This window comes from Streptomyces sp. NPDC001868 (assembly GCF_040297125.1).
Classification (GTDB): Bacteria; Actinomycetota; Actinomycetes; order Streptomycetales; family Streptomycetaceae; genus Streptomyces.
On sequence record NZ_JBEOYO010000022.1, the window covers coordinates 13,376 to 37,311 of the forward strand.

The 23,936-nt window shown below is 69.6% G+C and carries 21 protein-coding genes; 11 read left to right on the top strand and 10 right to left on the bottom strand.

All coding sequences use genetic code 11. The features are described from left to right. Positions 1-96: 96 nt before the first annotated feature. A complete protein-coding gene (locus ABT147_RS24740) occupies positions 97-969 on the top strand; it encodes a class I SAM-dependent methyltransferase (protein ID WP_351409720.1) in 873 nt (290 codons plus the stop codon). A 204-nt stretch (positions 970-1,173) separates the two neighbouring features. Here the strand turns inward: ABT147_RS24740 and ABT147_RS24745 are convergent, their stop codons facing one another. Then, positions 1,174-2,649 (bottom strand): FG-GAP-like repeat-containing protein, encoded by a 1,476-nt coding sequence (locus ABT147_RS24745; protein ID WP_351409723.1) that lies wholly within the window; start codon positions 2,647-2,649, stop codon positions 1,174-1,176. Between the two features lie 333 nt (positions 2,650-2,982). Here ABT147_RS24745 and ABT147_RS24750 point away from each other — a divergent pair, with 333 nt between their 5' ends. Continuing rightward, positions 2,983-3,405: a DUF6281 family protein gene (locus ABT147_RS24750; protein ID WP_351409725.1), complete on the top strand. Its 423-nt coding sequence runs from the start codon at positions 2,983-2,985 to the stop codon at positions 3,403-3,405. A 43-nt stretch (positions 3,406-3,448) separates the two neighbouring features. On the opposite strand, the gene ABT147_RS24755 is transcribed toward ABT147_RS24750, so the two are convergent. Next, positions 3,449-5,731 (bottom strand): heterodisulfide reductase-related iron-sulfur binding cluster, encoded by a 2,283-nt coding sequence (locus ABT147_RS24755; protein WP_351409727.1) that lies wholly within the window; start codon positions 5,729-5,731, stop codon positions 3,449-3,451. A gap of 267 nt (positions 5,732-5,998) precedes the next feature. Between ABT147_RS24755 and ABT147_RS24760 the strand changes: the two genes are divergently transcribed. The 5 genes from ABT147_RS24760 (at position 5,999) to ABT147_RS24780 (ending at position 11,637) form a co-directional block, all read left to right on the top strand. Continuing rightward, positions 5,999-7,177: an MraY family glycosyltransferase gene (locus tag ABT147_RS24760; RefSeq protein WP_351409730.1), complete on the top strand. Its 1,179-nt coding sequence runs from the start codon at positions 5,999-6,001 to the stop codon at positions 7,175-7,177. A 232-nt stretch (positions 7,178-7,409) separates the two neighbouring features. After that, positions 7,410-9,260: a molecular chaperone DnaK gene (dnaK, locus tag ABT147_RS24765; protein WP_351409732.1), complete on the top strand. Its 1,851-nt coding sequence runs from the start codon at positions 7,410-7,412 to the stop codon at positions 9,258-9,260. Beyond that, a complete protein-coding gene (grpE, locus tag ABT147_RS24770; protein ID WP_351409735.1) occupies positions 9,257-9,946 on the top strand; it encodes a nucleotide exchange factor GrpE in 690 nt (229 codons plus the stop codon). The genes dnaK and grpE overlap by 4 nt, the downstream gene beginning before the upstream one ends. Before the next feature lie 51 nt (positions 9,947-9,997). Beyond that, entirely contained in the window at positions 9,998-11,176 is a 1,179-nt protein-coding gene (gene dnaJ, locus ABT147_RS24775; protein ID WP_351409737.1) for a molecular chaperone DnaJ, read from the top strand. 5 nt (positions 11,177-11,181) lie between these two features. Then, entirely contained in the window at positions 11,182-11,637 is a 456-nt protein-coding gene (locus ABT147_RS24780) for a heat shock protein transcriptional repressor HspR (protein WP_351409962.1), read from the top strand. Positions 11,638-11,702: 65 nt separating this feature from the next. Here ABT147_RS24780 and ABT147_RS24785 read toward each other — a convergent pair whose 3' ends face one another. The 3 genes from ABT147_RS24785 to ABT147_RS24795 all read right to left on the bottom strand — a co-directional run bounded on the left by ABT147_RS24785 (position 11,703) and on the right by ABT147_RS24795 (position 14,768). Next, positions 11,703-13,688: a fibronectin type III domain-containing protein gene (locus ABT147_RS24785; RefSeq protein ID WP_351409740.1), complete on the bottom strand. Its 1,986-nt coding sequence runs from the start codon at positions 13,686-13,688 to the stop codon at positions 11,703-11,705. An 85-nt stretch (positions 13,689-13,773) separates the two neighbouring features. Further along, the gene (locus ABT147_RS24790) at positions 13,774-14,379 is read right to left on the bottom strand and encodes a PA14 domain-containing protein (protein WP_502983150.1); all 606 of its coding nucleotides are present in this window, start codon (positions 14,377-14,379) and stop codon (positions 13,774-13,776) included. A gap of 203 nt (positions 14,380-14,582) precedes the next feature. Continuing rightward, positions 14,583-14,768, bottom strand: a complete 186-nt coding sequence (locus ABT147_RS24795; protein WP_351409742.1) for a DUF397 domain-containing protein — start codon at positions 14,766-14,768, stop codon at positions 14,583-14,585. Positions 14,769-15,015: 247 nt separating this feature from the next. Here ABT147_RS24795 and ABT147_RS24800 point away from each other — a divergent pair, with 247 nt between their 5' ends. The 3 genes from ABT147_RS24800 (at position 15,016) to ABT147_RS24810 (ending at position 16,400) form a co-directional block, all read left to right on the top strand. Beyond that, the gene (locus ABT147_RS24800; RefSeq protein ID WP_502983151.1) at positions 15,016-15,201 is read left to right on the top strand and encodes a hypothetical protein; all 186 of its coding nucleotides are present in this window, start codon (positions 15,016-15,018) and stop codon (positions 15,199-15,201) included. 229 nt (positions 15,202-15,430) lie between these two features. Next, positions 15,431-15,901 (top strand): hypothetical protein, encoded by a 471-nt coding sequence (locus tag ABT147_RS24805; protein WP_351409745.1) that lies wholly within the window; start codon positions 15,431-15,433, stop codon positions 15,899-15,901. 64 nt (positions 15,902-15,965) lie between these two features. Beyond that, positions 15,966-16,400 (top strand): hypothetical protein, encoded by a 435-nt coding sequence (locus ABT147_RS24810; protein ID WP_351409747.1) that lies wholly within the window; start codon positions 15,966-15,968, stop codon positions 16,398-16,400. Positions 16,401-16,743: 343 nt separating this feature from the next. Here ABT147_RS24810 and ABT147_RS24815 read toward each other — a convergent pair whose 3' ends face one another. Continuing rightward, on the bottom strand, positions 16,744-16,992 hold the full coding sequence (locus ABT147_RS24815; RefSeq protein ID WP_351409750.1) for a hypothetical protein: 249 nt from the start codon (positions 16,990-16,992) through the stop codon (positions 16,744-16,746). Positions 16,993-17,282: 290 nt separating this feature from the next. Here ABT147_RS24815 and ABT147_RS24820 point away from each other — a divergent pair, with 290 nt between their 5' ends. Then, on the top strand, positions 17,283-18,614 hold the full coding sequence (locus tag ABT147_RS24820) for a hypothetical protein (RefSeq protein ID WP_351409964.1): 1,332 nt from the start codon (positions 17,283-17,285) through the stop codon (positions 18,612-18,614). 25 nt (positions 18,615-18,639) lie between these two features. Here the strand turns inward: ABT147_RS24820 and ABT147_RS24825 are convergent, their stop codons facing one another. From ABT147_RS24825 to ABT147_RS24840, 4 genes are read right to left on the bottom strand one after another with little or no spacing between them, the layout of a single operon-like run. Further along, the gene (locus ABT147_RS24825) at positions 18,640-19,245 is read right to left on the bottom strand and encodes a hypothetical protein (protein ID WP_351409751.1); all 606 of its coding nucleotides are present in this window, start codon (positions 19,243-19,245) and stop codon (positions 18,640-18,642) included. Between the two features lie 53 nt (positions 19,246-19,298). Further along, on the bottom strand, positions 19,299-19,892 hold the full coding sequence (locus ABT147_RS24830) for a hypothetical protein (protein WP_351409754.1): 594 nt from the start codon (positions 19,890-19,892) through the stop codon (positions 19,299-19,301). 48 nt (positions 19,893-19,940) lie between these two features. Next, on the bottom strand, positions 19,941-22,148 hold the full coding sequence (locus ABT147_RS24835) for a hypothetical protein (protein WP_351409756.1): 2,208 nt from the start codon (positions 22,146-22,148) through the stop codon (positions 19,941-19,943). Positions 22,149-22,166: 18 nt separating this feature from the next. Next, positions 22,167-23,270: a M48 family metalloprotease gene (locus tag ABT147_RS24840; RefSeq protein ID WP_351409758.1), complete on the bottom strand. Its 1,104-nt coding sequence runs from the start codon at positions 23,268-23,270 to the stop codon at positions 22,167-22,169. Positions 23,271-23,936: the final 666 nt, after the last annotated feature.

Consider the following 23,936-nt stretch of genomic DNA (forward strand, 5'->3'; position numbering starts at 1 on the left):
TCTGTTGAAGATCGAGTGCCTGCTGTGAGTATTTCCCGTGTGTCTTTCGTGTTCTTTCGTGTCCTTTCGCGACGAGCGCGAGGAAGGGGAGGTGTCATGTCGCGCTATCTGTTCGACAACGCGGACAGCCAGGCGCAGGAGCGGTTCTCCGTCCTGGAGGCCCGGTACGACCACTGGTCGCGGACGGCGTTGGAGAACACCGGCGTGGGGCCGGGGTGGAGGTGCCTGGAGGTCGGGGGCGGCGGGGGCTCGCTGGGGCGCTGGCTGGGGGAGCGGGTGGGGCCGGGCGGGGAGGTCGTCGTGACGGACCTCGATCCCCGGTGGGCCGTACGAAGGAAACTCCCCGCGCAGGTACGCCTGTTGGCGCATGACATCACGCGCGACCCCCTCCCCGGGGACGGGTTCGACCTCGTGCACGCCCGGCTGGTGCTGCTGCATCTGCCGGAGCGGCTGCGGGTGTTGGAGCGGCTCGTCGGGGCGCTGCGGCCGGGCGGGTGGCTGGTGCTGGAGGAGTTCGACTGCGGGTGGACCCCGGTGCTGGCCGCGCCGGAGGACGAGGCGGGGGTGCTCTTCGAGCGGGTGCACACGGCGCTGCTGCGGGCGCTGGAGATGGTGGGCGCGGAGCCGTCGTGGGGGCGGCAGGTCGTCGGCGCGATGATGCGGGCGGGGCTGGAGGGGGTGACAGCGAAGACGTACGCCGAGACCTGGGCCGGGGGCGGCGAGGGCATCCGGCTCCACCGCGCCAACATCGAGCAGGCGGCCGAGCGGACGGGCGAGGTGGAGGCCCGCGTCGGTGCCACGCGCATCGGCGAGACGTGGTTCGGGGACAGCGAACTGCGCCGGTTCCTGGAGCTGTTGGACGACCCCGCGTTCGTCGTCAACTCCTACCCGATGGTGAGCGCGTGGGGGCGGCTGGGCGGGGCGGATGGGCCGGACAGGGTGCGGGGGGCTGATGCGGTGGGTGTGTGAGAGATGCCCGGGTGACTGCGGCATCCCCCGGACCGTGTCGCCGTCGTCCGCGTGTTCGGCGGGCGGGCGGGCGTCGCGTCCTCGTCGTGCGGAGGGCCCGCATCCGGTAGGTGTGGATGCGGGCCCGATCCGGGTGTACGCAGGCCCGGGGTGTGCGTGAGGCGGTCGGCCGCCGTCAGCCTCGGCCTTCGTCGGTGGCCGTCGTCAGTTCGCCGCGTTCGCGCCGAAGACCGGCTGGCCGGACGTCGAGACGCCGACCGCGGACGGGGCGAGGGAGCGCGAGCCGGTCGTGGTGATCTTCGTGCCGTCGGAGGGCAGGTAGACCAGGGAGCCGTTGAAGTCGTTCTCGCCGTACGCGCCGACCGTCACGTCCGCCTTGCCGTCGCCGGTGACGTCGGTGAGCTTGACGTCGCTGCCGAACAGGTCGTCCGTCTCGTCCGAGCCGGGGACGCCGGCCGTGGACTGGGCGAAGTACTGGTAGCCGGAGGTCGTGTTCAGGCCCGACTCCGAGCCGTACAGGACGGTCAGGGCGCCCGCGTTGACGACACCGCCGAGGTTCTCGCCGGGGGCGCCGGCCACCAGGTCGGTCTTGCCGTCGCCGTTGATGTCGCCGAGGGACAGCTCGCTGCCGAACCAGTCGCCGCGCTCGGAGGAGCCGGGCACGTTGCCGCTGTTCTGCGTCACGGCGACCGTGGTGCCCGGACCGTCGGAGGTGCCGTAGACGACGTGCACCTTGCCGCCGGTGGAGGACTCGGGCACGGAGGGCTGGCTGCCGTCCTTCGACGGGTCCCAGTCCTGGCCGGTGACGATGTCGCCGAAGCCGTCGCCGTTGATGTCGCCGATGCCGGTGATGATGCCGCGCTTCAGCTCCTGGGCCCCGGACGCGCTGAGGCCGGAGGCGGTGCCGGGCACGTACCAGTTGGTGTTGTAGTGGTAGGTGCCGTCGGTCTCGTAGCCGTTGACGACGAGGTCGGTCCGCTTGTCGCCGTTGACGTCGCCCGCGGAGAGCACCAGCGTGCCGGTGCCGTTGCCGGAGAGGATGTCGGTGGTGAAGCTGTAGCGGCCGGCGGCCGTGCCGGACTTGCTGATGCCGCCCTTGAAGACGTAGACGCGGTTGGACGAGGAGCCGACCGCGAGGTCCTCCGTGCCGTCGCCGTCGAAGTCGCCGGAGGCGAGCGCGGTGCCCCAGTAGTCGTGGGAGGAGACCGCCGGGTCCTTCACGGTGGTGGCGCCGGACAGGCCGTTCGCCGAGCCCCAGACGATGAGGACCGTGCCGCCGTCGGTGTCGCCGTCGACGTCCTCGGTCTGCGCGGACACGGCCAGGTCGTCGAAGCCGTCGCCGTTGTAGTCGCCGTACGCGCTGACCCAGCCGAAGCCGTCGTTCTTCTCCGCGCTGCCGGGCACGCCGGTGGTGTTCTGGCTGATCGTGGCGCGCTTCGACGAGGTCACACCGCTCGCCGAGCCGTAGAGGGCGACGATCTGGCCGGCGCCCGTCGCACCGCCGACGGTGGCGTTGCCGGCCGAGTACGCGACATCGCCGTAGCCGTCGCCGTTGAAGTCGGCCACCGGGTGGTGGACCGAGTCGGCCGCCGTCGCCGTCACGGCCGAGAAGGTGAGCAGACCGCCGGTCAGCGCGGCCGCGGAGGCCGTCGCGAGGGCGAGTCGCAGGTGCTTGTGCATGCGGGAATCTCCTGCTGCATGCGGACACCTGGCAGGCGTCCGCAGTCAATGGGGTGCCCTTCCTGTCCGCGTTTGCCCGGAGTTTTCCGGGTGTTCACGGGGAAGTTGGCGAACAGGAGACCGATGGAGGTGGGGGAGGGTTGTACGGGACTTCTGGGATTCTGAAGATTTTCCGAGGCTGGTGGAACGCGTGAGGCGCCGAGCCACTCTTACTCCGATACGCCCTGGTGGGTGCGAGTGACCGACAGGCGGGCCGAACGTTCGGCGGGGGTCGTGCGTCCGAGGTGCGCAGGACCGCGGACGAGCTGACCGAGCTGACATGGAGACCTGACGATGATCGGTTCCCGGGTACGGGCCGCGCTGGCCGCTCTGGTGACGACCCCGCTGGCCGTCGGCTGTACGGCGGTGAGCGGGGGTGGGGAGGGCTCGGCGTCGTGCGCGTTCGTGGTGGAGTACGAGGGCCGTCAGTACCACGCCATGGGCAGCGGGGAGTTCACGGTCGGCGCCAAGGTGGGCACGGTCACCGACGCACCCTGTGACGACACCGGCGGGGACGGCTGGGACGAGACCCGGACCGAGGAACCGACCCGGTACGACGTGTACGAGATCGAGGGCGTCGACATCGAGGACGCGTTCTCGCTCCACCCCGACTTCGAGGAGGAGCCGTTCATGATGGTGCACGGCGAGGGCGACCTGCCTCCCGAGGTGATGGAGATCGCCGGGAGACGGGAGACACCCCCGGAGGACTCGCGGTGAGGTCCGGGGGTGTCGGTCGTACGTACGGGTGAGTCCTGGCCGGCTACTTCACCGGCTGGGGCTCCGGCTCGTTCTCCGGCTCCGCCGTGCCCGCCGGGGGCTCGTCCTCGTCCGGAACGGGCGTCTTGACGGACTCCAGGAGGAGCTGGGCGACGTCGACGACCGTGATGGACTCCTTGGCCTTGCCGTCGTTCTTCTTGCCGTTCACGGAGTCCGTGAGCATGACCAGGCAGAACGGGCAGGCCGTGGAGACGATGTCGGGGTTCAGCGACAGCGCCTCGTCCACACGCTCGTTGTTGATGCGCTTGCCGATCCGCTCCTCCATCCACATCCGCGCGCCGCCGGCGCCGCAGCAGAAGCCGCGTTCCTTGTGGCGGTGCATCTCCTGCTGGCGCAGGCCCGGGACGGCGGACATGATCTCGCGCGGGGGCGTGTAGATCTTGTTGTGCCGGCCCAGGTAGCAGGGGTCGTGGTAGGTGATCAGGCCCTCGACCGGGGTCACCGGGATCAGCTTGCCCTCGTCGATGAGGTGCTGGAGCAGCTGGGTGTGGTGGATGACCTCGTAGTCGCCGCCGAGCTGCGGGTACTCGTTGCCGAGGGTGTTGAGGCAGTGCGGGCAGGTCGCGACGATCTTCTTGGCCGACTTGGGCTTCTTCGTCGACTCGTCCTCGTCGTCCTCGCCGAAGGCCATGTTCAGCGCGGCGACGTTCTCCATGCCGAGCTCCTGGAAGAGGGGCTCGTTGCCGAGGCGGCGGGCGGAGTCGCCGGTGCACTTCTCGTCGCCGCCCATGATGGCGAACTTGACGCCCGCCATGTGGAGCAGCTCCGCGAAGGCCTTGGTGGTCTTCTTGGCGCGGTCCTCCAGGGCGCCGGCGCAGCCGACCCAGTACAGGTACTCGACCTCGGAGAGGTCCTCGATGTCCTTGCCGACGACCGGGACCTCGAACTCGACCTCCTTGAGCCACTCCAGGCGCTGCTTCTTCGCCAGGCCCCAGGGGTTGCCCTTCTTCTCCAGGTTCTTGAGCATCGTGCCCGCCTCGGACGGGAACGAGGACTCGATCATCACCTGGTAGCGGCGCATGTCGACGATGTGGTCGACGTGCTCGATGTCGACCGGGCACTGCTCGACACAGGCGCCGCAGGTGGTGCAGGACCACAGGACGTCCGGGTCGATGACGCCGTTCTCCTCGACGGTCCCGATCAGCGGGCGCTCGGCCTCGGCGAGCGCGGCGGCGGGCACGTCCTTGAGCTGTTCCTCGGAGGCCTTCTCCTCGCCCTCCATGGTCTTGCCGCCACCCGCGAGCAGGTACGGCGCCTTGGCGTGCGCGTGGTCCCGCAGCGACATGATCAGCAGCTTGGGGGAGAGCGGCTTGCCGGTGTTCCAGGCGGGGCACTGCGACTGACAGCGACCGCACTCGGTGCAGGTCGAGAAGTCAAGGATGCCCTTCCAGGAGAACTGCTCGACCTGGGAGACACCGAAGACGTCGTCGTCACCGGGGTCGGTGAAGTCGATCGGCTTGCCGCCGGAGGTCATCGGCTGGAGACCGCCCAGCGCCGTCGCACCATCGGCGTTCCGCTTGAACCAGATGTTCGGGAAGCCGAGGAAGCGGTGCCAGGCGACACCCATGTTGGTGTTCAGCGAGACCGTGATCATCCAGATCAGCGAGGTGCCGATCTTGATCATCGCGGTGAAGTAGATCAGGGTCTGGAGGGTGCTCGGGTCCAGGTCCTTGAAGGCGAGGACCAGCGGGTACGAGGCGAAGTACCCGGCCTCGTAGTGGTCCACGTGGTGGATGGCGCCCTCGAGGCCGCGCAGCGTGTAGATCGCGAGGCCGATGGTGAGGATGACGTACTCGACGAAGTACGCCTGCCAGGCCTTGGAGCCCGCGAAACGCGACTTGCGGCCGGCCCGGGAGGGCAGGTTCAGCAGCCGGATGGCGATCAGCACGAGGATGCCGAGGATCGTCATCACACCGATGAACTCGATGTACATCTCGAAGGGCAGGAAGCCGCCGATCACCGGCAGCGTCCAGTCCGCCTGGAACAGCTGGCCGTACGCCTGCGCGAGGGTCGGCGGCAGCGTCAGGAAGCCGATCGCGACGAACCAGTGCGCGAAGCCGACGATCCCCCACCGGTTCATCCGGGTGTGGCCGAGGAACTCCTTGACCAGGGTGATCGTGCGCGCCTTCGGATCGTCGGTGCGGCTGCCCGCCGGTACCGGCTGACCGAGCTTCACGAACCGGTAGATCTGCGCCACGGCTCGGGTGATGAGCGCCACGCCGACCACGGTCAGGACCAGCGACACGATGATCGCGGCGAGTTGCATTGAGGGCTCCTCGGGCCTGCGAGGGTTTTCCTCCGGGGTGCCTGCCGGGCGCCTCGAAGATCCTTACCAAGATCATTACTAAGCAGTAACTTATGCAGTCCGTCTGAGACTACCCAGTTCTTCTGCCGCACTGTAGCCAGGGGGGCGGTGATCTGCGTCGCTGAGGGTTGCCTGAGTGCGGTCCCGTCCATCTCTGGACGAACGTGCCATTTCAAAATAATCGTGTTACTCATCAGAAATTGTGACATTCACCCCTAACTTGGATCCGTGCTGTACGGAATCCTTGCCGCTGCCTCCGCCCTGTTGCTGACCGCCGTCCTCTCGGCGGCCGTACGCGTGCCCGCGCTGCGGCTGGGGGTCGTGGAGCGGCGGCGGGGGCGGCGGGTGCCGTTGCTCGGGGGCCTCGCGGTGATGGCCGGGGTGGGGGCCGTGGCATGGGTGGGGGAGTGGAGCGGGGTCGCTCCGCTGGGGGACGAGGCGGGGTGGCTGATCGTCGTGGGGGCCGGGCTCGGGGTGCTCGGGCTGGTCGGTGACGTGTGGCGGCTGCCGGCGGTGGTGGGGGCGGCGGGCGTGGTCGTCGCCGCCGCGCTGGTCGTGCCGTACCGCGAACTGGGCGTACTGGGCGGCCTGATGGGGATCGTCTGGATCGCGCTGGTGGTGCACGGGTTCAAGGGGATGGGGCGGTCCGACGGGGTGCTCGGGGTGGTCGGGGCGGTCACCGCGTTCGCGTTGAGCGGGTGCGCGGCGGCCGAGGTCATGGACGGTCTGGCGACACTGTTCAGCGTGCTGGCCGCCGCGCTCACCGGGTTCCTGATGCACAACTGGCCTCCCGCGCGCGTGGTGCTCGGCACCTGCGGGGCCCTGTTCGTGGGCTTCGTGCTCGCGGGGGGTGTGCTGCATGTGTACGCCGTCGGGTACGGGGCCGGTGTCGGGGCGCCCTTCGCCCTCACGGCCCTCGCGACCGCCGACGCCGTCCTCGTCCTGGTCTCGCGGAAGCGGGCGGGGCGGGAGCTGTGGCGCGGCGGGCCCGATCATCTCGCCCACCGGCTGCGGCGGATCGGGCTCACGCCGCCGGGGGTGGTGATCGTGCTGGGGGTGTGCGCCGCGGGCTCCACCGGTGTCGGCCTCGCCATCCACATGCTGTGGACGGAGCCGCACTTCGCGTGGTGGGTGGCGGGGGCGACCGGGGTGGTGGTCCTGGGGATGCTCTTCGTGCCGGTGGGTCCGCCCCGGGGTGCGCTCACCTCCGCGCAGGCCTCCGGCCATGCCACCCGTACCGCCACGCGCTCGATTCCGGCCGCCGCGCGGCCCGTCTCCACGGGCGTCCACCGTGCCCCGGCCGTCCGGCCCATCCCGGGAGGGCGCGCCCCCAGCGTCTCGTCCCGGCCGCAACGGCTTCGTCGGCAGGAGGCGGCGGAGCTGGGTAGGCGTGGGTGGGTGGGATAGGGGGGGTGGGGCCTTCGGGTCGTTGGGTACGCGCGGGTCGGTGGGGGCTGGTCGCGCAGTTCTCCGCGCCCCTTTGGGGCGCTCGTGTGGTCGTATATCTCCAGGTCAGCGCCCGGTTGCGTATAAGGAAAACATAAGACTTGAGCCTCCTCGACTCAGGTCTGTTGACCCATCGGTGGGTGTCGTGCACACTTGAGTCCGTTCCACTCAAGTCATTGCTGGAGGAATTGAAATGGCACGTGCGGTCGGCATCGACCTGGGCACGACTAACTCCGTCGTCAGCGTTCTTGAAGGCGGCGAGCCCACCGTCATCACCAACGCAGAGGGCGCCAGGACCACGCCGTCCGTCGTCGCCTTCGCCAAGAACGGCGAGGTGCTCGTCGGCGAGGTCGCCAAGCGCCAGGCGGTCACGAACGTGGACCGGACGATCCGGTCCGTCAAGCGTCACATGGGCACGGACTGGAAGATCGAGCTCGACGGGAAGCACTTCAACCCGCAGCAGATGAGCGCCTTCATCCTGCAGAAGCTGAAGCGCGACGCCGAGGCCTACCTGGGCGAGAAGGTCGCGGACGCGGTCATCACCGTCCCGGCGTACTTCAACGACTCCGAGCGGCAGGCGACGAAGGAGGCCGGTGAGATCGCGGGCCTGAACGTCCTGCGCATCGTCAACGAGCCCACCGCCGCCGCCCTCGCCTACGGCCTGGACAAGGACGACCAGACGATCCTCGTCTTCGACCTCGGTGGCGGCACCTTCGACGTGTCGCTCCTGGAGATCGGTGACGGCGTCGTCGAGGTGAAGGCCACCAACGGCGACAACCACCTCGGTGGTGACGACTGGGACCAGCGTGTCGTCGACTACCTGGTGCAGCAGTTCCGCGCCGGCCACGGCGTGGACCTCGCCAAGGACAAGATGGCCCTGCAGCGTCTGCGCGAGGCCGCCGAGAAGGCCAAGATCGAGCTGTCCTCGTCCACCGAGACCTCGATCAACCTGCCCTACATCACGGCGTCCGCCGAGGGCCCGCTGCACCTGGACGAGAAGCTCACCCGGGCCCAGTTCCAGCAGCTGACGGCCGACCTGCTGGAGCGCTGCAAGACGCCGTTCCACAACGTCATCAAGGACGCCGGCATCGCCCTCTCCGAGATCGACCACGTCGTTCTCGTCGGCGGTTCCACCCGTATGCCCGCCGTCGCCGAGCTCGTCAAGGAGCTGACCGGCGGCAACGAGGCCAACAAGGGTGTGAACCCGGACGAGGTCGTCGCCATCGGCGCCGCCCTCCAGGCCGGTGTCCTCAAGGGCGAGGTCAAGGACGTCCTGCTCCTTGACGTGACCCCGCTGTCCCTCGGTATCGAGACCAAGGGCGGCATCATGACCAAGCTCATCGAGCGGAACACGACGATCCCGACCAAGCGGTCCGAGATCTTCACCACCGCCGAGGACAACCAGCCCTCCGTGCAGATCCAGGTCTACCAGGGCGAGCGCGAGATCGCGGCGTACAACAAGAAGCTCGGGATGTTCGAGCTGACCGGTCTGCCGCCGGCCCCGCGCGGTGTCCCGCAGATCGAGGTCGCCTTCGACATCGACGCCAACGGCATCATGCACGTGACCGCGAAGGACCTCGGCACGGGCAAGGAGCAGAAGATGACCGTCACCGGCGGCTCCTCGCTGCCGAAGGACGAGGTCGACCGCATGCGCCAGGAGGCCGAGAAGTACGCGGAGGAGGACCACGCCCGCCGCGAGGCCGCCGAGTCCCGCAACCAGGGCGAGCAGCTCGTCTACCAGACCGAGAAGTTCCTCAAGGACAACGAGGACAAGGTCCCCGGCGACATCAAGACCGAGGTCGAGGCCTCCGTCGAGGAGCTGAAGGCCGCGCTCAAGGGCGAGGACACCGCCGAGATCCGTACGGCCACCGAGAAGGTCGCCGCCGTCTCGCAGAAGCTCGGCCAGGCCCTGTACGCGGACGCCCAGGCCGCGCAGGCGGCGGGTGGCCCCGAGGCCGGTGCCGGTGACGCCAAGGCGGACGACGACGTCGTCGACGCCGAGATCGTCGACGAGGACCGTGAGCGCAAGGACGGTGCCGCGTGACGGAGGAGACCCCGGGCTTCGACGAGCAGCAGCCGCAAGGTCAGCCGCAGCAGCCCGACGTCCCCTCCGGCTCTGACGACGCCGAGCCGAAGGCCGCCCCCCAGGAGGGGGCGGCCCCGGCCGGGGACGCGGCAGCGACGGCCCAGGTGGCCGGTCTGACGGCACAGCTGGACCAGGTGCGTACGGCGCTCGGTGAGCGCACGACGGACCTCCAGCGGCTCCAGGCCGAGTACCAGAACTACCGCCGCCGGGTCGAGCGCGACCGGATCACGGTCAAGGAGATCGCCATCGCGAACCTCCTGACCGAGCTCCTGCCCGTGCTCGACGACATCGGCCGCGCACGTGAACACAGCGAACTCGTCGGCGGCTTCAAGTCCGTCGCCGAATCGCTGGAGACCGTCGCGGCGAAGATGGGACTCATGCAGTTCGGCAAGGAGGGCGAGCCCTTCGACCCGACGATCCACGAGGCCCTGATGCACAGCTACGCGCCCGACGTCACCGAGACGACGTGCGTGGCGATTCTCCAGCCGGGGTATCGCATCGGCGAGCGCACCATCCGCCCCGCGCGGGTGGCCGTGGCCGAGCCCCAGCCGGGGGCGCAGGCCGCCAAGGCGGACTCCTCGGAGACCGCGGAGGGCGCCTCCGGTGCCGACGACAAGGAGAGCGGTGGCCCGGACGAGGGCTGACGCCACAGGCGCGAGCGGCATGCACGGTGAGTGGAAGGAGGGACGTCGCGGATGAGTACCAAGGACTTCATCGAGAAGGACTACTACAAGGTCCTCGGCGTCCCCAAGGACGCCACCGAGGCCGAGATCAAGAAGGCGTACCGCAAGCTCGCCCGCGAGTTCCACCCGGACGCCAACAAGGGGAACACCAGGGCCGAGGAGCGCTTCAAGGAGATCTCCGAGGCCAACGACATCCTCGGTGACCCCAAGAAGCGCAAGGAGTACGACGAGGCCCGCGCCCTCTTCGGCAACGGCGGCTTCCGCCCGGGGCCCGGCGCCGGCGGCGGCTCGTTCAACTTCGACCTGGGCGACCTCTTCGGAGGCGGCGCCCAGGGCGGGGGACAGGCGGGCGGCTTCGGCGGGGGCATCGGCGATGTCTTCGGCGGCCTGTTCAACCGGGGCAGCTCCGGCACCACACGGGTGCAGCCCCGGCGCGGTCAGGACATCGAGTCCGAGGTCACGCTGAGCTTCACCGAGGCCATCGAGGGCGCGACCGTACCGCTCAGGATGTCCTCGCAGTCGCCCTGCAAGGCCTGTTCGGGCACCGGCGACGCCAACGGCACCCCCCGGGTGTGCCCGACGTGCGTCGGCACCGGCCAGGTCGCGCGGGGCTCCGGCGGCGGCTTCTCCCTGACCGACCCCTGCCCGGACTGCAAGGGCCGGGGCCTGATCGCCGAGGACCCCTGCGACATCTGCAAGGGGTCGGGCCGCGCCAAGTCGTCCCGCACCATGCAGGTCAGGATCCCGGCGGGCGTCTCCGACGGCCAGCGGATCCGGCTGCGCGGCAAGGGCGCGCCCGGTGAACGGGGCGGCCCGGCAGGCGACCTGTACGTGGTCGTGCATGTCGACCCGCACCCGGTGTTCGGCCGCAAGGACGACAACCTCACGGTGACCGTCCCGGTGACCTTCACCGAGGCGGCGCTCGGCGGCGAGGTCCGGGTCCCGACCCTGGGCGGACCGCCGGTCACCCTGAAACTGCCCCCGGGCACCCCCAACGGCCGTACGATGCGGGCCCGGGGCAAGGGCGCCTTCCGCAAGGACGGCACCCGTGGGGACCTGCTGATCACCGTCGAGGTGAGTGTCCCGAAGGACCTGTCGGGGAAGGCTCGTGACGCGCTGGAGGCGTATCGCGAGGCGACCGCGGGCGAGGACCCGCGGGCGGAGCTGTTCCAGGCCGCGAAGGGAGCATGAATGTGATGGACGGCCGCCGTCGAAACCCTTATGAGCTGACGGAAGAGACACCGGTGTACGTCATCTCGGTGGCCGCCCAGCTCTCCGGTCTGCACCCGCAGACCCTGCGTCAGTACGACCGTCTCGGCCTGGTCTCCCCGGACCGCACCGCCGGGCGCGGCCGTCGCTACTCGGCCCGTGACATCGAACTGCTGCGTACCGTCCAGCAGTTGTCGCAGGACGAGGGCATCAACCTGGCCGGCATCAAGCGCATCATCGAGCTGGAGAACCAGGTCGCCGCCCTCCAGTCGAGGGTCGCCGAGATGGAGGCCGCCCTCGACGGCGCCGCCGCGACCATGCGCCAGCGCGAGGCCGCGGTCCACGCCTCGTACCGGCGCGATCTGGTTCCGTATCAGGAGATGCAGCAGAGCAGCGCGTTGGTGGTGTGGCGGCCGAAGGGGCGGCAGACGTCCGCCGACTGACCGGCCCAAGTACGCGTGAGGGCCCGGAGGTTCATGTCGAACCCTCCGGGCCCTTCGGCGTTCCGTCAGGAGGCCGGTGGTACGGCCACGCTCACCAGTACCGGCAGTGAGGTGCTCCCGTCCTCGCGGACGCCGACGACCTGGTACCACAGGGAGGTGCCGGTCGGGACGTTCTCGTCGTGGAGCGGTTCGGAGTCCGGCAGCGCGTCGAACGTGGCGGTCCCCGGGTTCCAGCGGGCGGCCCGGAAGGACGCGTAGTCCTCGGTGCCCGCGGGCGACCAGCCGCTCACCTGCACATTGCCGAGGGCGGAGAGCGACGCGTAGGCCGCGTGCGTGGCCCCGGCCGGCGTTTCCACGGTGGGCCGCAGATCGTGCTCGGTGACCTGGACCGTGGTGCCCGCGCCGAGGTTCTCGGCGAAGTCGACCGGGCGGACGACGTAGCAGAGGTTCTCACCGTCCGCGACATCGACGTCCCGCCACGTCGTCTCGGTGACGCGGGTGGAGTCGAGCCTCTCGGTACCCGTGCAGACGCCGTCGACGGTCGTGCCCCGCCACACGGTGTACTCGTCGAGATCGGCGTCGGCCACCTGCGACCAGGTCAGGGTCGTGCCCCAGTCCTCGACGGTCGCGGTCACGGACGCCGGAGCCGCGGGCGCCTGCTTGTCGCTGCCGGTGGTGGCCGCCACCTCGCCGCTGCGCGGGCCCTCCTTGTCGTTGCTGTCGAAGCCGCTGACGGCGTAGCGGTAGGAGGTCCTGATGGCCGCGGACGAGTCGGTGCACAGGTACTGGTCGGTGCCGTCGGCGAGGTCGCGCTCGGTCCAGCGGCAGCGGTCGGTCACCTCGACCCATGTGGTGCTCGTGCCCGTGGCGCGGTAGACGCGGTAGCCCATGTAGGAGCCGCCGGTCCTGGAGTCCGCGTCCCAGGTCACGGTGACCGCACGGGCGCCCGGGAACGCCTTGCCGATGGTGGGCGCGGCCACCAGACGGCGGGCGGCCTTGGCCGTGCTGTAGGCGGTGACCCGGCCGCTCGCGTCGATCGCGGCGACCCGGTACTCGTGCCGGGCGGATCGGGTCACACCGGTGTCGGTCAGGGAGTTGCCGGTGGGTTGCCAGCTGCTGGGGCCCCCGTCGATCGAGGAATACGACCGGACCACCCGATACTTCACCGCCCCGGGCACGGCGTCCCAGGTCAGGTTGATCCCGGTGTCGGTGCCGGTGGCGGTGAGGCCGGTCGGCGTGACGACGGCGACGCTGGTCACGGAGGCGGTCGAGGTCTCGGCGGAGTGGTTGCCGGCCTTGTCGTACGCCCTGACCAGGTACTCGTACGTCTCCCCGGTCGCGGCAGGGGTGTCGGTGTACGAGGTGGTGGTGGCACCGAGGGTGCGCAGGATCTGCCAGCCGGTGGCGGTGCCTGCCACACGCCGGTACACCCGGTATCCGGCCAGGTCCGCCTCGGCGTTCTTCCGCCAGCTCAGCCGGGCCTGCTGGGTGGTGTCGGAGTAGGCGGCCGTGAAGCCGGCGGGGGCGAGCGGCTTGACCTTGTCGATGTCGGCCGAGGTACGGGGCGTGTAGGTGAACTTGACCTTGGCGGAACCGGTCCAGTGGACGTGGTCGACGCGGATGGTGTGCTTGCCGGACGGGATCGTCAGGTTGACGGTCTTGGAGACGGCCGTCGTGCCGTTCTTCCAGAGGTCGATCTTCCGCTTGCCGTCGAGGTAGACGCGGATGCCGTCCAGGCCGGAGACGGAGAACGCGAAGGGGCCGCCGGAGCCGAAGTCGCGGGTCACGGACCAGCGGACACCGAAGTTGTCCTTCGGCAGGCCGGACGCCGGGGCGCCCGTCTTCCAGTTCTCGTCCACGGCGCTGTCGCAGTCCGTCTTCTTCGGGGTGCCGGAGAAGGAGGTGTTGGCGAAGAACTGCCGCTTGAAGACGGGCGAGGCGCACGTCACGGCTGCGGACGCGGGGGCGACGGTCGCGGCGAGCAGACCGCCGGCGGTCGCGAGCACGACGACGGCCGCGGTGGCGGCCGTCGTACGTCTGGGTGGGGTCACTGAGGTCCTCGGGGGTCCTGGGGTCCTGGGGTGCTGGAAGCGTGTGTCTCTGATCGTCGGCGGCCGGGGACGTCGCCGCCGACGATCAGACTGCTGGAATGGGGATTTGGTTGTACGGGTGATGGCTGTACGGGTGGTGGGTGCGCGGGTGTCGCGTGGGAGTGCGGGGGGTGTAGGTGAAGGTGATGTCGGCGGCGCCGGTCCAGTTCACGTAGTCGACGCGGAGGGTGTGCTCGCCGGGCGGGAGGGTGATGTCGACGGTCTTCCGCTGGGTGGAGGAGACGTTCTTCCAGATGTTCACCTCGCGTTCGCCGTCCACGTGGACGCGGATGCCGTCGCGGGCGGTGGCGGTGAGGGTGAAGGGGCCGCCGGAGCCGAAGTCCCGGGTGAGGGTCCAGCGGACGGCGAATCCGTCCTTCGGCAGCTTCTTGGCGGGCGCCGCCGTCCCCCAGTTCTCGCTGATCGTCGCGTCGCAGTCCGTCTTCTTCGGCGTACCGGAGAAGGTGGTGTTCGCGTACATCTGCCGCTTGAAGGTGGGGGAAGCGCAGGTCGAGGCCGCTTCGGCGGTCAGCGCGTAGACGGTGCCGGTGGCGGCGGTGAGCGCGGTGGCGAGGGCTGTGGTGCGCGTGCGGCCACGTCTGCGGCGGAGTCTGATCGCTCTTGCCCGCCGGGCAGAGGAACCCTCGGTCATGGTTGCGGCCCTTTCGGCGGCCCATGGGGACGGTACGAACGGTGTCGGCATGGGGGAGGAGGGGCGCTACAACGCAGGTGGGGCTGGAGGGGGAGTTGTGCGCGTAGGCGTGAGGATAAGCCATGGGTTGTTGAATGTGGGAGCGTCCCGGATGTTGAGAAGGCTTGTGCGGCCGTGGGGCCGCACGCCACGGAGGGAACGGCTCAGGTCGCCCTGGACCTGATGTGCAGGAGGAGCTGCGACAGGCCGTGGGGGTCGGTCCCGAGGGTGATGTGGGGGGTGTCGCTCTCGCGGAGGCGGAGGGTGCCGTCGGGGGCGGTGGCTACGTAGAGGCGGTTGCCTTCCGGCCCGCCGCTGTACGACGACTTCTGCCAGGTCAGTTCGGGCATCCGTGCCTCCTCAGAGGGTGTAGAGCACATGCTGGATGAGGGCCAGCGAGTCCTTCACGGAGCGTGCTTCGGGCCAACGATACGTCGACAGGGGCGAGGGCCATTTCCGCGAGGCGGTCGAACAGGGCGTCGTACTCGCCCAGTTGGCGTTGTTGCACCAGATAGACCGGGACCGGGTGAAGAAGGGGGGTGGGACGGCTGCGGCTCGCCGCGCACGCGGCGCGAGTACGCCCGCGCAGGTATCCCGGTGTACGTCACCATCGACGACTGCGACGGCGAGGGCGCCGTCACGCTCTTCACCGGGCCTCGCCCCGACAAGGCCGACTGGGAGGACGTTCATCGCGTCCCCTACGGCACCGAGGTCGTCATTCCCGAGGGCCCGGCCAAGGGGTTCGTGATCGGAGAGACGGCCACGGGGCCGAAGCGGGCCTGAACCAGGGCCGACCGCGCTCACCGCAGAAGGCGGCCTTGGTCCGTCAGCCGCCCATGCCGAGCCCTGGCTCCGGATGCTGGTGGCCCGGCGGCAGTTGCTGTGGTTGCTGCAGGCGGCTTGTGTGGCCCTGGGATACGCCCAACTGCCACAGGTGCGAACCGGGTGCGCTGTCCGGTCGTCGTGCCGAGAGGCCGCCGGGGTGCGTGCCGCTTGAGGGAGGCGTGGCGCCGTGCGGGCGCAGAAAATCGCACCTTGCCATTATCGTCGTATCGACGATAATCTCGAGATCGTGAACCATGTGCCTTCACGACCCACCGCTCAGGCCTCGGAGACGACCGACGAGGAACTGGCCCAGCTGGCAGCGGAAATGGCCACGAGCTGGGTCTCCGCCGGCACCCCCTTGTCGCAGAACCAAGGATGGGATCTGGTCGGTCTGCAGTACGCCGGGTCCGCGCAGGGCGAGATGCACGCCTGGCGCCGCGTCGGGGCCTGGGAGCAACATCTGGTTCAGGTACTGGCGGCCGATGACGACTCCGAGGAGGCGCGCGGCCGCGTCGCTGTGGCGAGGAGCGAGGCGGTCTCGCAGATGCGCGACATGCTTCTCTCCGGCACCCGCTCGGCTGAACAGCTCAACAGGACCTGGATCAACTCCATCGACCCCCGCGCCGAGCTGCGTGCCTTCATCAGCCGAAGCCAGTAGCCCGGGCGGACGGGGCAGGGATTCCGACCGACACCACCGAAATGCCTCAACGAAGGGAGCACCGATGGCCTTTGACTTCTACGTCGCGGGGACCATCGAACTGCGCCCACCAGTCCCCCTCGCACAACTGTGGGAACTGATCGACCAGGACGCTTTCCCGGGAGGGTTCCAGGTCGCGCCGTACGGACTGGACGAGCCGGAGCTGGCCGAACTGGTCACCCGGGCCCACTGGGTGCTCGTTCCGGACGCTGACGCGGGCACTGACGACCAGGGGCGTCCGTGGGCCATCAAGTACTTGCGTGTGAGCGATCCCGGGGTCGAGTCGTTCGAGGTCGACGAGCGACTTCGGGGCTTGTCGGCGGGGGTGGGTGGTGCGGACCATGAGTTCCACGGTCATCTTCGCTACTGGGGTGACACCGGGGGTGAGGATGGCGTGATCGAGCCCTACGAGAACGGCAAGTCGCCGGCGTGGCGCCAGATCGGCGGCCGGTTCTGGTGACGACGCCAGGCAGGCGTGAGTGGCCCTGACAATCAGCCCGGTGCCGGGCCATCCACGCGCCGAGGCGGCCAGTTCCTCGTCGCGCCGGTACGCGCGGCCAGGGGCCTCCGGGAGCCGTCGGTGCCCCAGCCCCCCGCCCAGACGGGCGTGCCCAGCACCGCCTGGGCGGCGGCGTGTTGGTCGCGGGGTGCGGCGATCGTCGGCATGTGTGCGTCTGCGTCTGTTTCTCGTGTGTCGGTGCTGTCAGGCCGGCCCGGGATTCCCCCTGCCCTGCGGCGCGTGACAGCTGAGCCTGCCCCTCGCATCGGCGGGTGTCGGCTCGGTCTGGGAGCCCGTTCCAAGTTCATTCGTTGCGACTGATGAAGCGGCGTAGGTCGGCGCGGGGGTCGGCGCGGCGTGCTTCCTCCCGTTGGGGGTTGAGGTGTTCCGCTGTGCGGATGCCGGCGAGGAGCATGTCGCGCATCTGGGAAGCCGCCTCACCCTTCGCCCTGCCGATTCGGGCGCGGCCTTCGCCGGAGTCGTCGGCCGTCGCGAGCGTCTCGGCCAGTCGAACTTCCCAGGTCTCGACTGCTTCCCAGGCGTGCATCTCCATGTGTCCGGAGCCGGAGTGCTGCAGAGCGACCAACTGCCACCCTCGGTCCTGTCGGTCCCTGGACAAGGAGGGGGCCGGCGGAGACCCAGCCGACGGCCAGGTCCGCCGCATGCTGAACCAGTTGGTCATCCGTCACCCGGCAGGGGCCGGACGGTGCTTGCGGTTCCGGGCTGTACATGATCTAGACTTTATCGTCATAGAGACGATAATGGCGACGGGGGTCGGCGAGCGTGAGGATCGGTCGTCGAAGTTCGGCCTCCGTACCGAGGGAGTTGATTTCCTTGTCGGTTGTGAACAGCGAGCCGGTATCCGGCCCAAAGGTCCACACGACACCGCAGGAGTTGGCGACGGAGCTCGCCGTGCTGACCGAAGTCGACTGGCGGAAGGTCTGGCCAGGAGCGGGCGGAGGCTACGAGCCCGACCCCGCGTGGCTCGCCCAGTTCGACTGGAAGGTGATCGACTTCCGGTGGCGCACCAACGACTGGGGGCCGATAACAGTGCAGACGCGCACCGGGAAGCGGCATCACCTGGAGACCGCGGCGTCCCATTCGCAGGATTACGCCCGGGCCTCCCACCGACTCTGGACCGGCGGCGATCCAGACCGGCACAGGGGGGTGCACGACAGGGAAGCGGCTGAGGCGGCCACGGCGTGGGGCGAGTACCTGGCGGCCGCTCGGAGTGTTCTCGGCGCGCCGACATGGGACGGCGCCTGGGACGACGCCGGGTTTCCCGTCAGCTTCGGCAGGAGGGGCGGATCCCCTGACAAGCGGCGGCGGTACAACCCTTACCGGTTGGCCGTGTGGAATCCGTCGGAGCCCGGGTCCGCCGTGATCGCCCTCAAGGTTTACGCCGACGCCTACGGCGGACACTCTGTCGACCTGAACCTGCACGACCCCGCACGCATCGTCCTGGACGACAGCGACGCAGAGGTGGAGAAGGTCATCCACGTCACCACCAAGGGAGAAGCCCCAGGGACCCGGCGATTCTTCGGCGATCCGGACCCGGTGGACAAGCCCGACACGACCTGGCAGGACGTGGCCACACAGCTGAGAGCGGTCTCGACCTGGGACTGGGACGCGATCTTCGGCGCCCACCAGTGGAACCGGGCATTCGCCTCGGTCGACGAACTGGAGCGCTGGGCGCGGCGACTCGACTGGACCGTGTCAGGCATCGACAGGTCCGAATGCGTCTCCGTCACCACGCGGGAGGGCCTCCCCTTGTGGCTGCCTCCGGTGCTCCGATACCCCGCACGCGTGAACTGGCTGGAGGCCAAGCTCTGGAGGATCAGCTCCAGGCCCTCCTCGCGCCACCACAGGAACGTGCTCGACCCCGCGGACGCCCTGTGGACGGACTGCGTGGCGGCCGCCACCGAGATCCTGGGCGAACCCGGGTACTGCGGTCACCCCTACGGATCGGGGTACCCGAAAGAGTGGAAGAGCCGGAGCCAGGGCCTGTACTTCAAGATCGACACCCACTGCGTGGCGATATGGCCCTCGGCGGGCGAGCCCGCTCCCGCCATCGGGCTCTTCATGCAAGGCGGATTCTTGGAGCGGGGTTACGAAGGCGAAGCCGCACAGCTCGACCTGCGGATCTGGCGCCCGGCCACACCCCGCGCCATCTGACCACGGCGCCGCGATGTCGTGCGGATCAGATCTCGGGCGGGCGGCAGTTGATGTTGATCAAAGGCCTTCGCAGTTCGCCCGGTTCGAGTGCGGTGCCCAGGTTCACCTTGAGCACGGTGACGCGGTCCTCGGGATGGCGCTCCCGCCAGATCGTGATCCGGTACGGGCTCATGTCCTCCAGCCGAAGATCGCGGGGCATGAGCCAGTGGTGCTCGTGCCAGGGCTCGGGGAAGTCCGGGTCGTCCCAGGCGCCCGAGTACTCCGGTTCACCGAGGAGGGGCCGGAGGGCCGCTTCGTAGGCGCTCCAGGCGTCGGCCGCCCGGTCGAGGACGGCGTCGTTCTCGGAGGTGTTGTCGGCGCTCAGCCCCCAAGGGGTCCAGCTGACGAGCTGCACCGGCGCCCAGCCACGCTCCTGGACGGGGTAGAGCACCATGCCCTGCCCGGTGGAACCGGTGACATCCAGAACCCACTCGGCGGACCGCGGCTTCCAGCCGAACTGGGCGCACCAGTCCTCCAGCGGACGGCCCGGAGCGGGCGGTCCCGCCCACACCGTGGGCCAGTGCACCCGCTCGAGTGCCCGGATGTCGTCGGCCAGTTGGGTGGGAGTCCGGCTACTTCTCGCGGCCGCCACTACCTGTCACCTTTCTCGAAGACCTTTCTCGCAGACGTTTTTCGAAGACTGTGTCAACGGTGATCCTCTGCGCGGTGGCAGTGCAGTTCGATCCGCATGCTCGCGAGACAAGCCCGTTCCTCGGAGCCCATGCCGAGCGACACGGTGAGTTCGATCAGCGGTGATCCCGGGCCGTCGAGGTGCCACAGCGCCAGGCGTTGGGGTCGTGGTGCGCCGCCTCGGGGAGCGTGCCGCGGCACCACGGGGAAGTCGCGGGAGTCCAGTGCGCCCTGCCGCGAAGGCGTTCCCAACTCCGCGGTGATGGCGTCCGCGTAGGCCTGCGAACGCTCGAAGGCCACATCGCGCAGTCGTGGGTTCTCGTCGAGCGTCTCCCCGCGGACCGCCCAGACGGTCGAACTGATGGACGTGACCGGCTGTCTGGCCTTCCCGTGCCGGAGGAAGCGAAAGCGTCCGCCGGGCGCCGTACGCACGTACTGCAGGGGGTTTTGGTGCCAGAGAGGCTCCCAGCTGAGGCCCCCGTACCACTGCTTCAGGTCTTCCTCGTCCTCCGGCATCGCGGACCAGCGCCCCGGCCAGCCGATGATCTTGAGCGCGAGCAGCTCGTCGAGCACCTGCCGTGGGCTGCGGCCGGCGATCAGGTGGGCCATGGAACGCGCCTCGTCTCCTGGGTTGCTGTGTCCGTCGCGAATCCGCGGCTACTGCCGGCCCGGCCAGTTCGGCGGCGGCCCCTGGGTCCAGCCGCTCGGGGGCTGCTGCGGCGGGGCCGGCTGCTGGGGCATGCCCCAGGCGCGGGGGTCTGCCGCCTGACCAGGTGACGACGACCACTGGGGGGCCGGGGCCTGGGCATACGGCTGATGGGGCGGCATGGCCTGAGGAGCGGTGGCGTACGGCTGCTGGGGCGCTCCGGCGTACGGCTGTTGCGGTGCCTCGGGCTGCTGCACCGGCGGGTAGTACTGCTGCTGGGGCTCCGGAGGCGCCTGCTCGGCGGTGATGGCGGCGGCGGGGGTGTGGTGCGGCAGGGTGTCGAAGCGGGGCAACGGCTGCGTGCTCACCCGGTCCAGCAAGACGACGTTGGGGTTGCAGTCGGCGGCGTGCACCTGCACGGCACCGCCGGGCTGCCGTTCCACCACCAGCAGGTTGAACTCGGCGAGCGACTGGAGCTGGGTGGGTTCGAGGGCGTACTCGTAGACGCGCTGCCGCCCGGTCGCCAGGCTCGTGCTGTCACTGTCGCCGGTCGTGTGAGTGGTGGACTCGTTCGTGGTGTGGGTGACGCTCGTGGAGGTGCCGTACGTCTCGCTGTAGCTGCCGCCCGAGTTGGTGGAGTCCGATGTCGAGAGCGGGTTGAACCAGCCCTGGTAGGTCGTGGAGCTGCTGCTGCCCCAGTTCCGGCCGTACGTCTCCGAGTGGCTGGTGGTGGTGCCGCGGCTGGTGGAGGAGCCGATCGTCTTGGCGACGGACGTGTTGACGGTCCGGCCCTCGGTGTCCGTCAGCGAGTGCAGGACGAAGGAGTGGTGGCGGCCCAGGAAGTCGGCGGCGACCGTGGCTTCCTGGTGGTTGCCGAGCCGCATGAAGGCGACCGTTCCGCCGCCGATGAGTTCCTCGCCGGCTTCCCTCAGATGCGAGTGCACCAGCGTGAGTTGGGCGCCCCGCCGTTCGCAGAGCTGGGCCAGTTGTTCGAGGTGGCGTCGCTGGAGGCCCTGGTCGCCGAGCATCACGACGACGCACGGGGCCTCCTCCTGGAAGGAGGAGAGCCGCCGCATCACGCTCTGCACGGCGAGGTCGGCCAGCAGCTCCGTACTCGCCGAACCCGCCCCGAAGTCGAGGGCGACGCATGTCAGATAGCCGGGTCCGCGCCCCTCGCGGGCCGTTCCCAGCTGCTCCAGCGGGTGCACGAAGGAGGCCAGCCGGAAGAGGCTGTCCCGGATCTGGTCCTTGTTCTTGTCGCTGAACAGATCGTCCGCGATGCGGTTGCGCTCCTCCCTGCTCAGCGCCTTGGCGTCGTCGGCCTCACCCACCAGGACCCGCAACCCGGCACCGAGCCGCGCCAGGGACACATCTGAGCCCAACGCGCCGCACAGTTGGGTGAGGATCCGGGTGTACACGGCACGCTCGGCCCGGTCCGACTCGGGGCTGTCCCCGTGCATGGCCTCGACCAGGGCCTGCACCAGTTCGTGGGGCGCGAGCCCGCCCACGATGCCGCTCTCCGTCATACGGCTGGGCAGCAGTTGCACGTCCACGGGCACGCCGCCCGCCTCGGCGAGCACGGACAACTCGCGGCACACCATGGCCTGGGTCAGGTCCAGCACGATCAGCGGCCGTTCGCGCAGTGTCGAGGCACCGAACACCGTGAGGAAGCCCTCGCGCCCACGCTGGCTGCCGCCGAAGACGTCCAGCCGCCGGGTGTCCGCTCCGAAAGGCAGCGCGCCCCAGGCGTCCAGGCCGGAGACCCACTGCGTCTGCTGTGCCTCGTGATGAGTCCAGCGCTGGTGCCATGACTGCCAGTCGTGCTGGAACCTTTCCTCCAGCGCCTTCTCCTGGGCGGTGCGGGCACGGGTGGCGACGGAGAGCCGCACCGAGGCATAGAGGGCACGTACCACCAGGATGCCGACGATGACACCACCGATGGTGAGCATCACCGTGAAGAGGAGGCTCAGCAGGTAGAAGACCACCGCGACGGTGGTACCGATCCTCAGCGCGGAGCTGATGCGATCCTTGCGGTCCAGTCGGGCGGCCTGTATGCGGTTCTCGTAGCTGCCGTCCAGCTCCTGGCGTTGTGGCTCGGCTTCGACGAAGGGCTGACGCAGCGACTCCGGGTCGCGGTAGACCCAACCGACGCGCTGGCCGGGGTCGAAGAGTCTCAGATACGGGCCGAGCGGCCCGGCCTCGGTGTTCTCGATCGTCATGGGAGGGCTCCAGGCCGGTCAGGCGACGAAGGTCTCGATCGCGCGTATGCGCTTGTGGAACGGCGGGTGCGTGGACATGAGGCGTGCCATCGTTCGCTGCTTTCGGCGGGCGTCGTCGGCCCCCTCCGCGTGCCACGCGGTGAACACGGTGACCAGGAGGGGGCCGTAGCCGATCAGGCCCGCGAACCGGTCGGCCCGCAGTTCGCTCTGACGCCCGGACCAGGCGAGCAGGAACGGTACGGCGTAGAGGGCGAGCGCGGCCGGGAAGGTGAACAGCAGACCGATGGCCAGTACGCCGAGGAACAGCACGAAGAGCCCCGCGAGAAACTCGGAGATCGCGGCGATGACGCGGATCACCAGCCTCAGGGCACTCATGACGAGCCGGGCGGGCAGGGCGTACCAGTGGCCGAGCAGTCCGGCCCACGCGTGGCCGCCGACGTGGTGGCCCAGCTCGTGGGCGAGTACGGCTGCCAGATGCTGGGGCGGGAGGTTGCGCATGGCACCGCGCGTCACACCGACGATGTGGCCCGCCGCGGCCGAGGCGTTGAGCTCGTCTGTGTCCTCCATCCACAGGTCGTACTTGGACCCGTCGACGCCGGCCCGCTGGGTCACCTCGTCCCAGAGCGGCTGGAGCACGGCGAGTTCGCTGGCCAGGGGCTCGCGCATCTTGAAGTACAGCTTCGCGAGGCCCCGTTCGGTCGGGCGGTTGAACACCAGGGCACCCGATGCCAGCCAGGCGACGACGAACGCCACGTCCACGCCGCTCGGCATGGACAGCGATATCAGGATCATCACCAGCAGGCTGCCCAGGAAGAGGGGGATGTTGAGCAGCAGGGTGGTCACGGACGAGGAGTCGGCACCCCGGCGGACCTCGGGGGTCCCCGGCGGGGCGTACGCAGGGGCGTTCGCGGCACCGATGGCGGCGGTGGGGGCGGCGGGAGGCGGTGCGTACTGCGCGTACTGCGTCGTCTGCGGAAGGGCTGACTGCGGCTGAGGGGGCGGCGGGTAGCCCTGTTGGGGCTGTGTGGGTTGTGTGGGCGGCGCGTAGGGCGCCTGCGGCTGGGCGTACGCCGGGGCCTGCGGAGCCGCGTACAGCGGGTGGTGGGGGGCCTGAGGCGGCATCTGAGGCGTGGCGTAGGGGGGTTGAGGCGCCTGTGGGGGCGCCGGGTAGTGCTGCTGGGGATGCTGCTGTTGCGGATACTGCGGCGGCGGCGCGAACTGCTGGGGTGGAACCGGCTGGTAGGGCGGCTGCCCCGGAGGCGGCTGGGCGGGTCCCTGCGCGTACGCCTGCGGAGGCTGGACCGGGGCACCGTACGGCGGCACGGTCGGGGGCGCACCGGGAGTCGGGTACGCGGGCGGCATCTGGTGCGGCTGGCCGTGGGGAGTGTGGCCGGGGCCGACCGGCGGGCCCGGATGGTGCGGCTGGCCCGGTTGGTGCGGATCGACAGGATGGGTCACGTAAGGGGTCCGCCCTGGGGAGAATGTGTGCCGAAGAGGCAGCCACATATGGACAGTTGAGAAATGACCGTCCCGAGGGCGGCAGCACGTACGCCTCTGGTGATTGAACTCGCCCCCGTGACCGCCGAAGCGGCAGCCAGTCATTGATTCGCAGCCGAAACATGCTGCACGAATTCGCCCTTCGAGTCTAGTTGGAACCACGGGAAACGAAGTCACAGTTGCAAGGCTTGGCCTGGGACCCGACCGGCCCTAGGGTGTAGGCGCAAGATCGACAACGGGGGAGACGTTGCCAACCGCACTGCTTGCGCACGATTCTGGTCAACTGAAGGA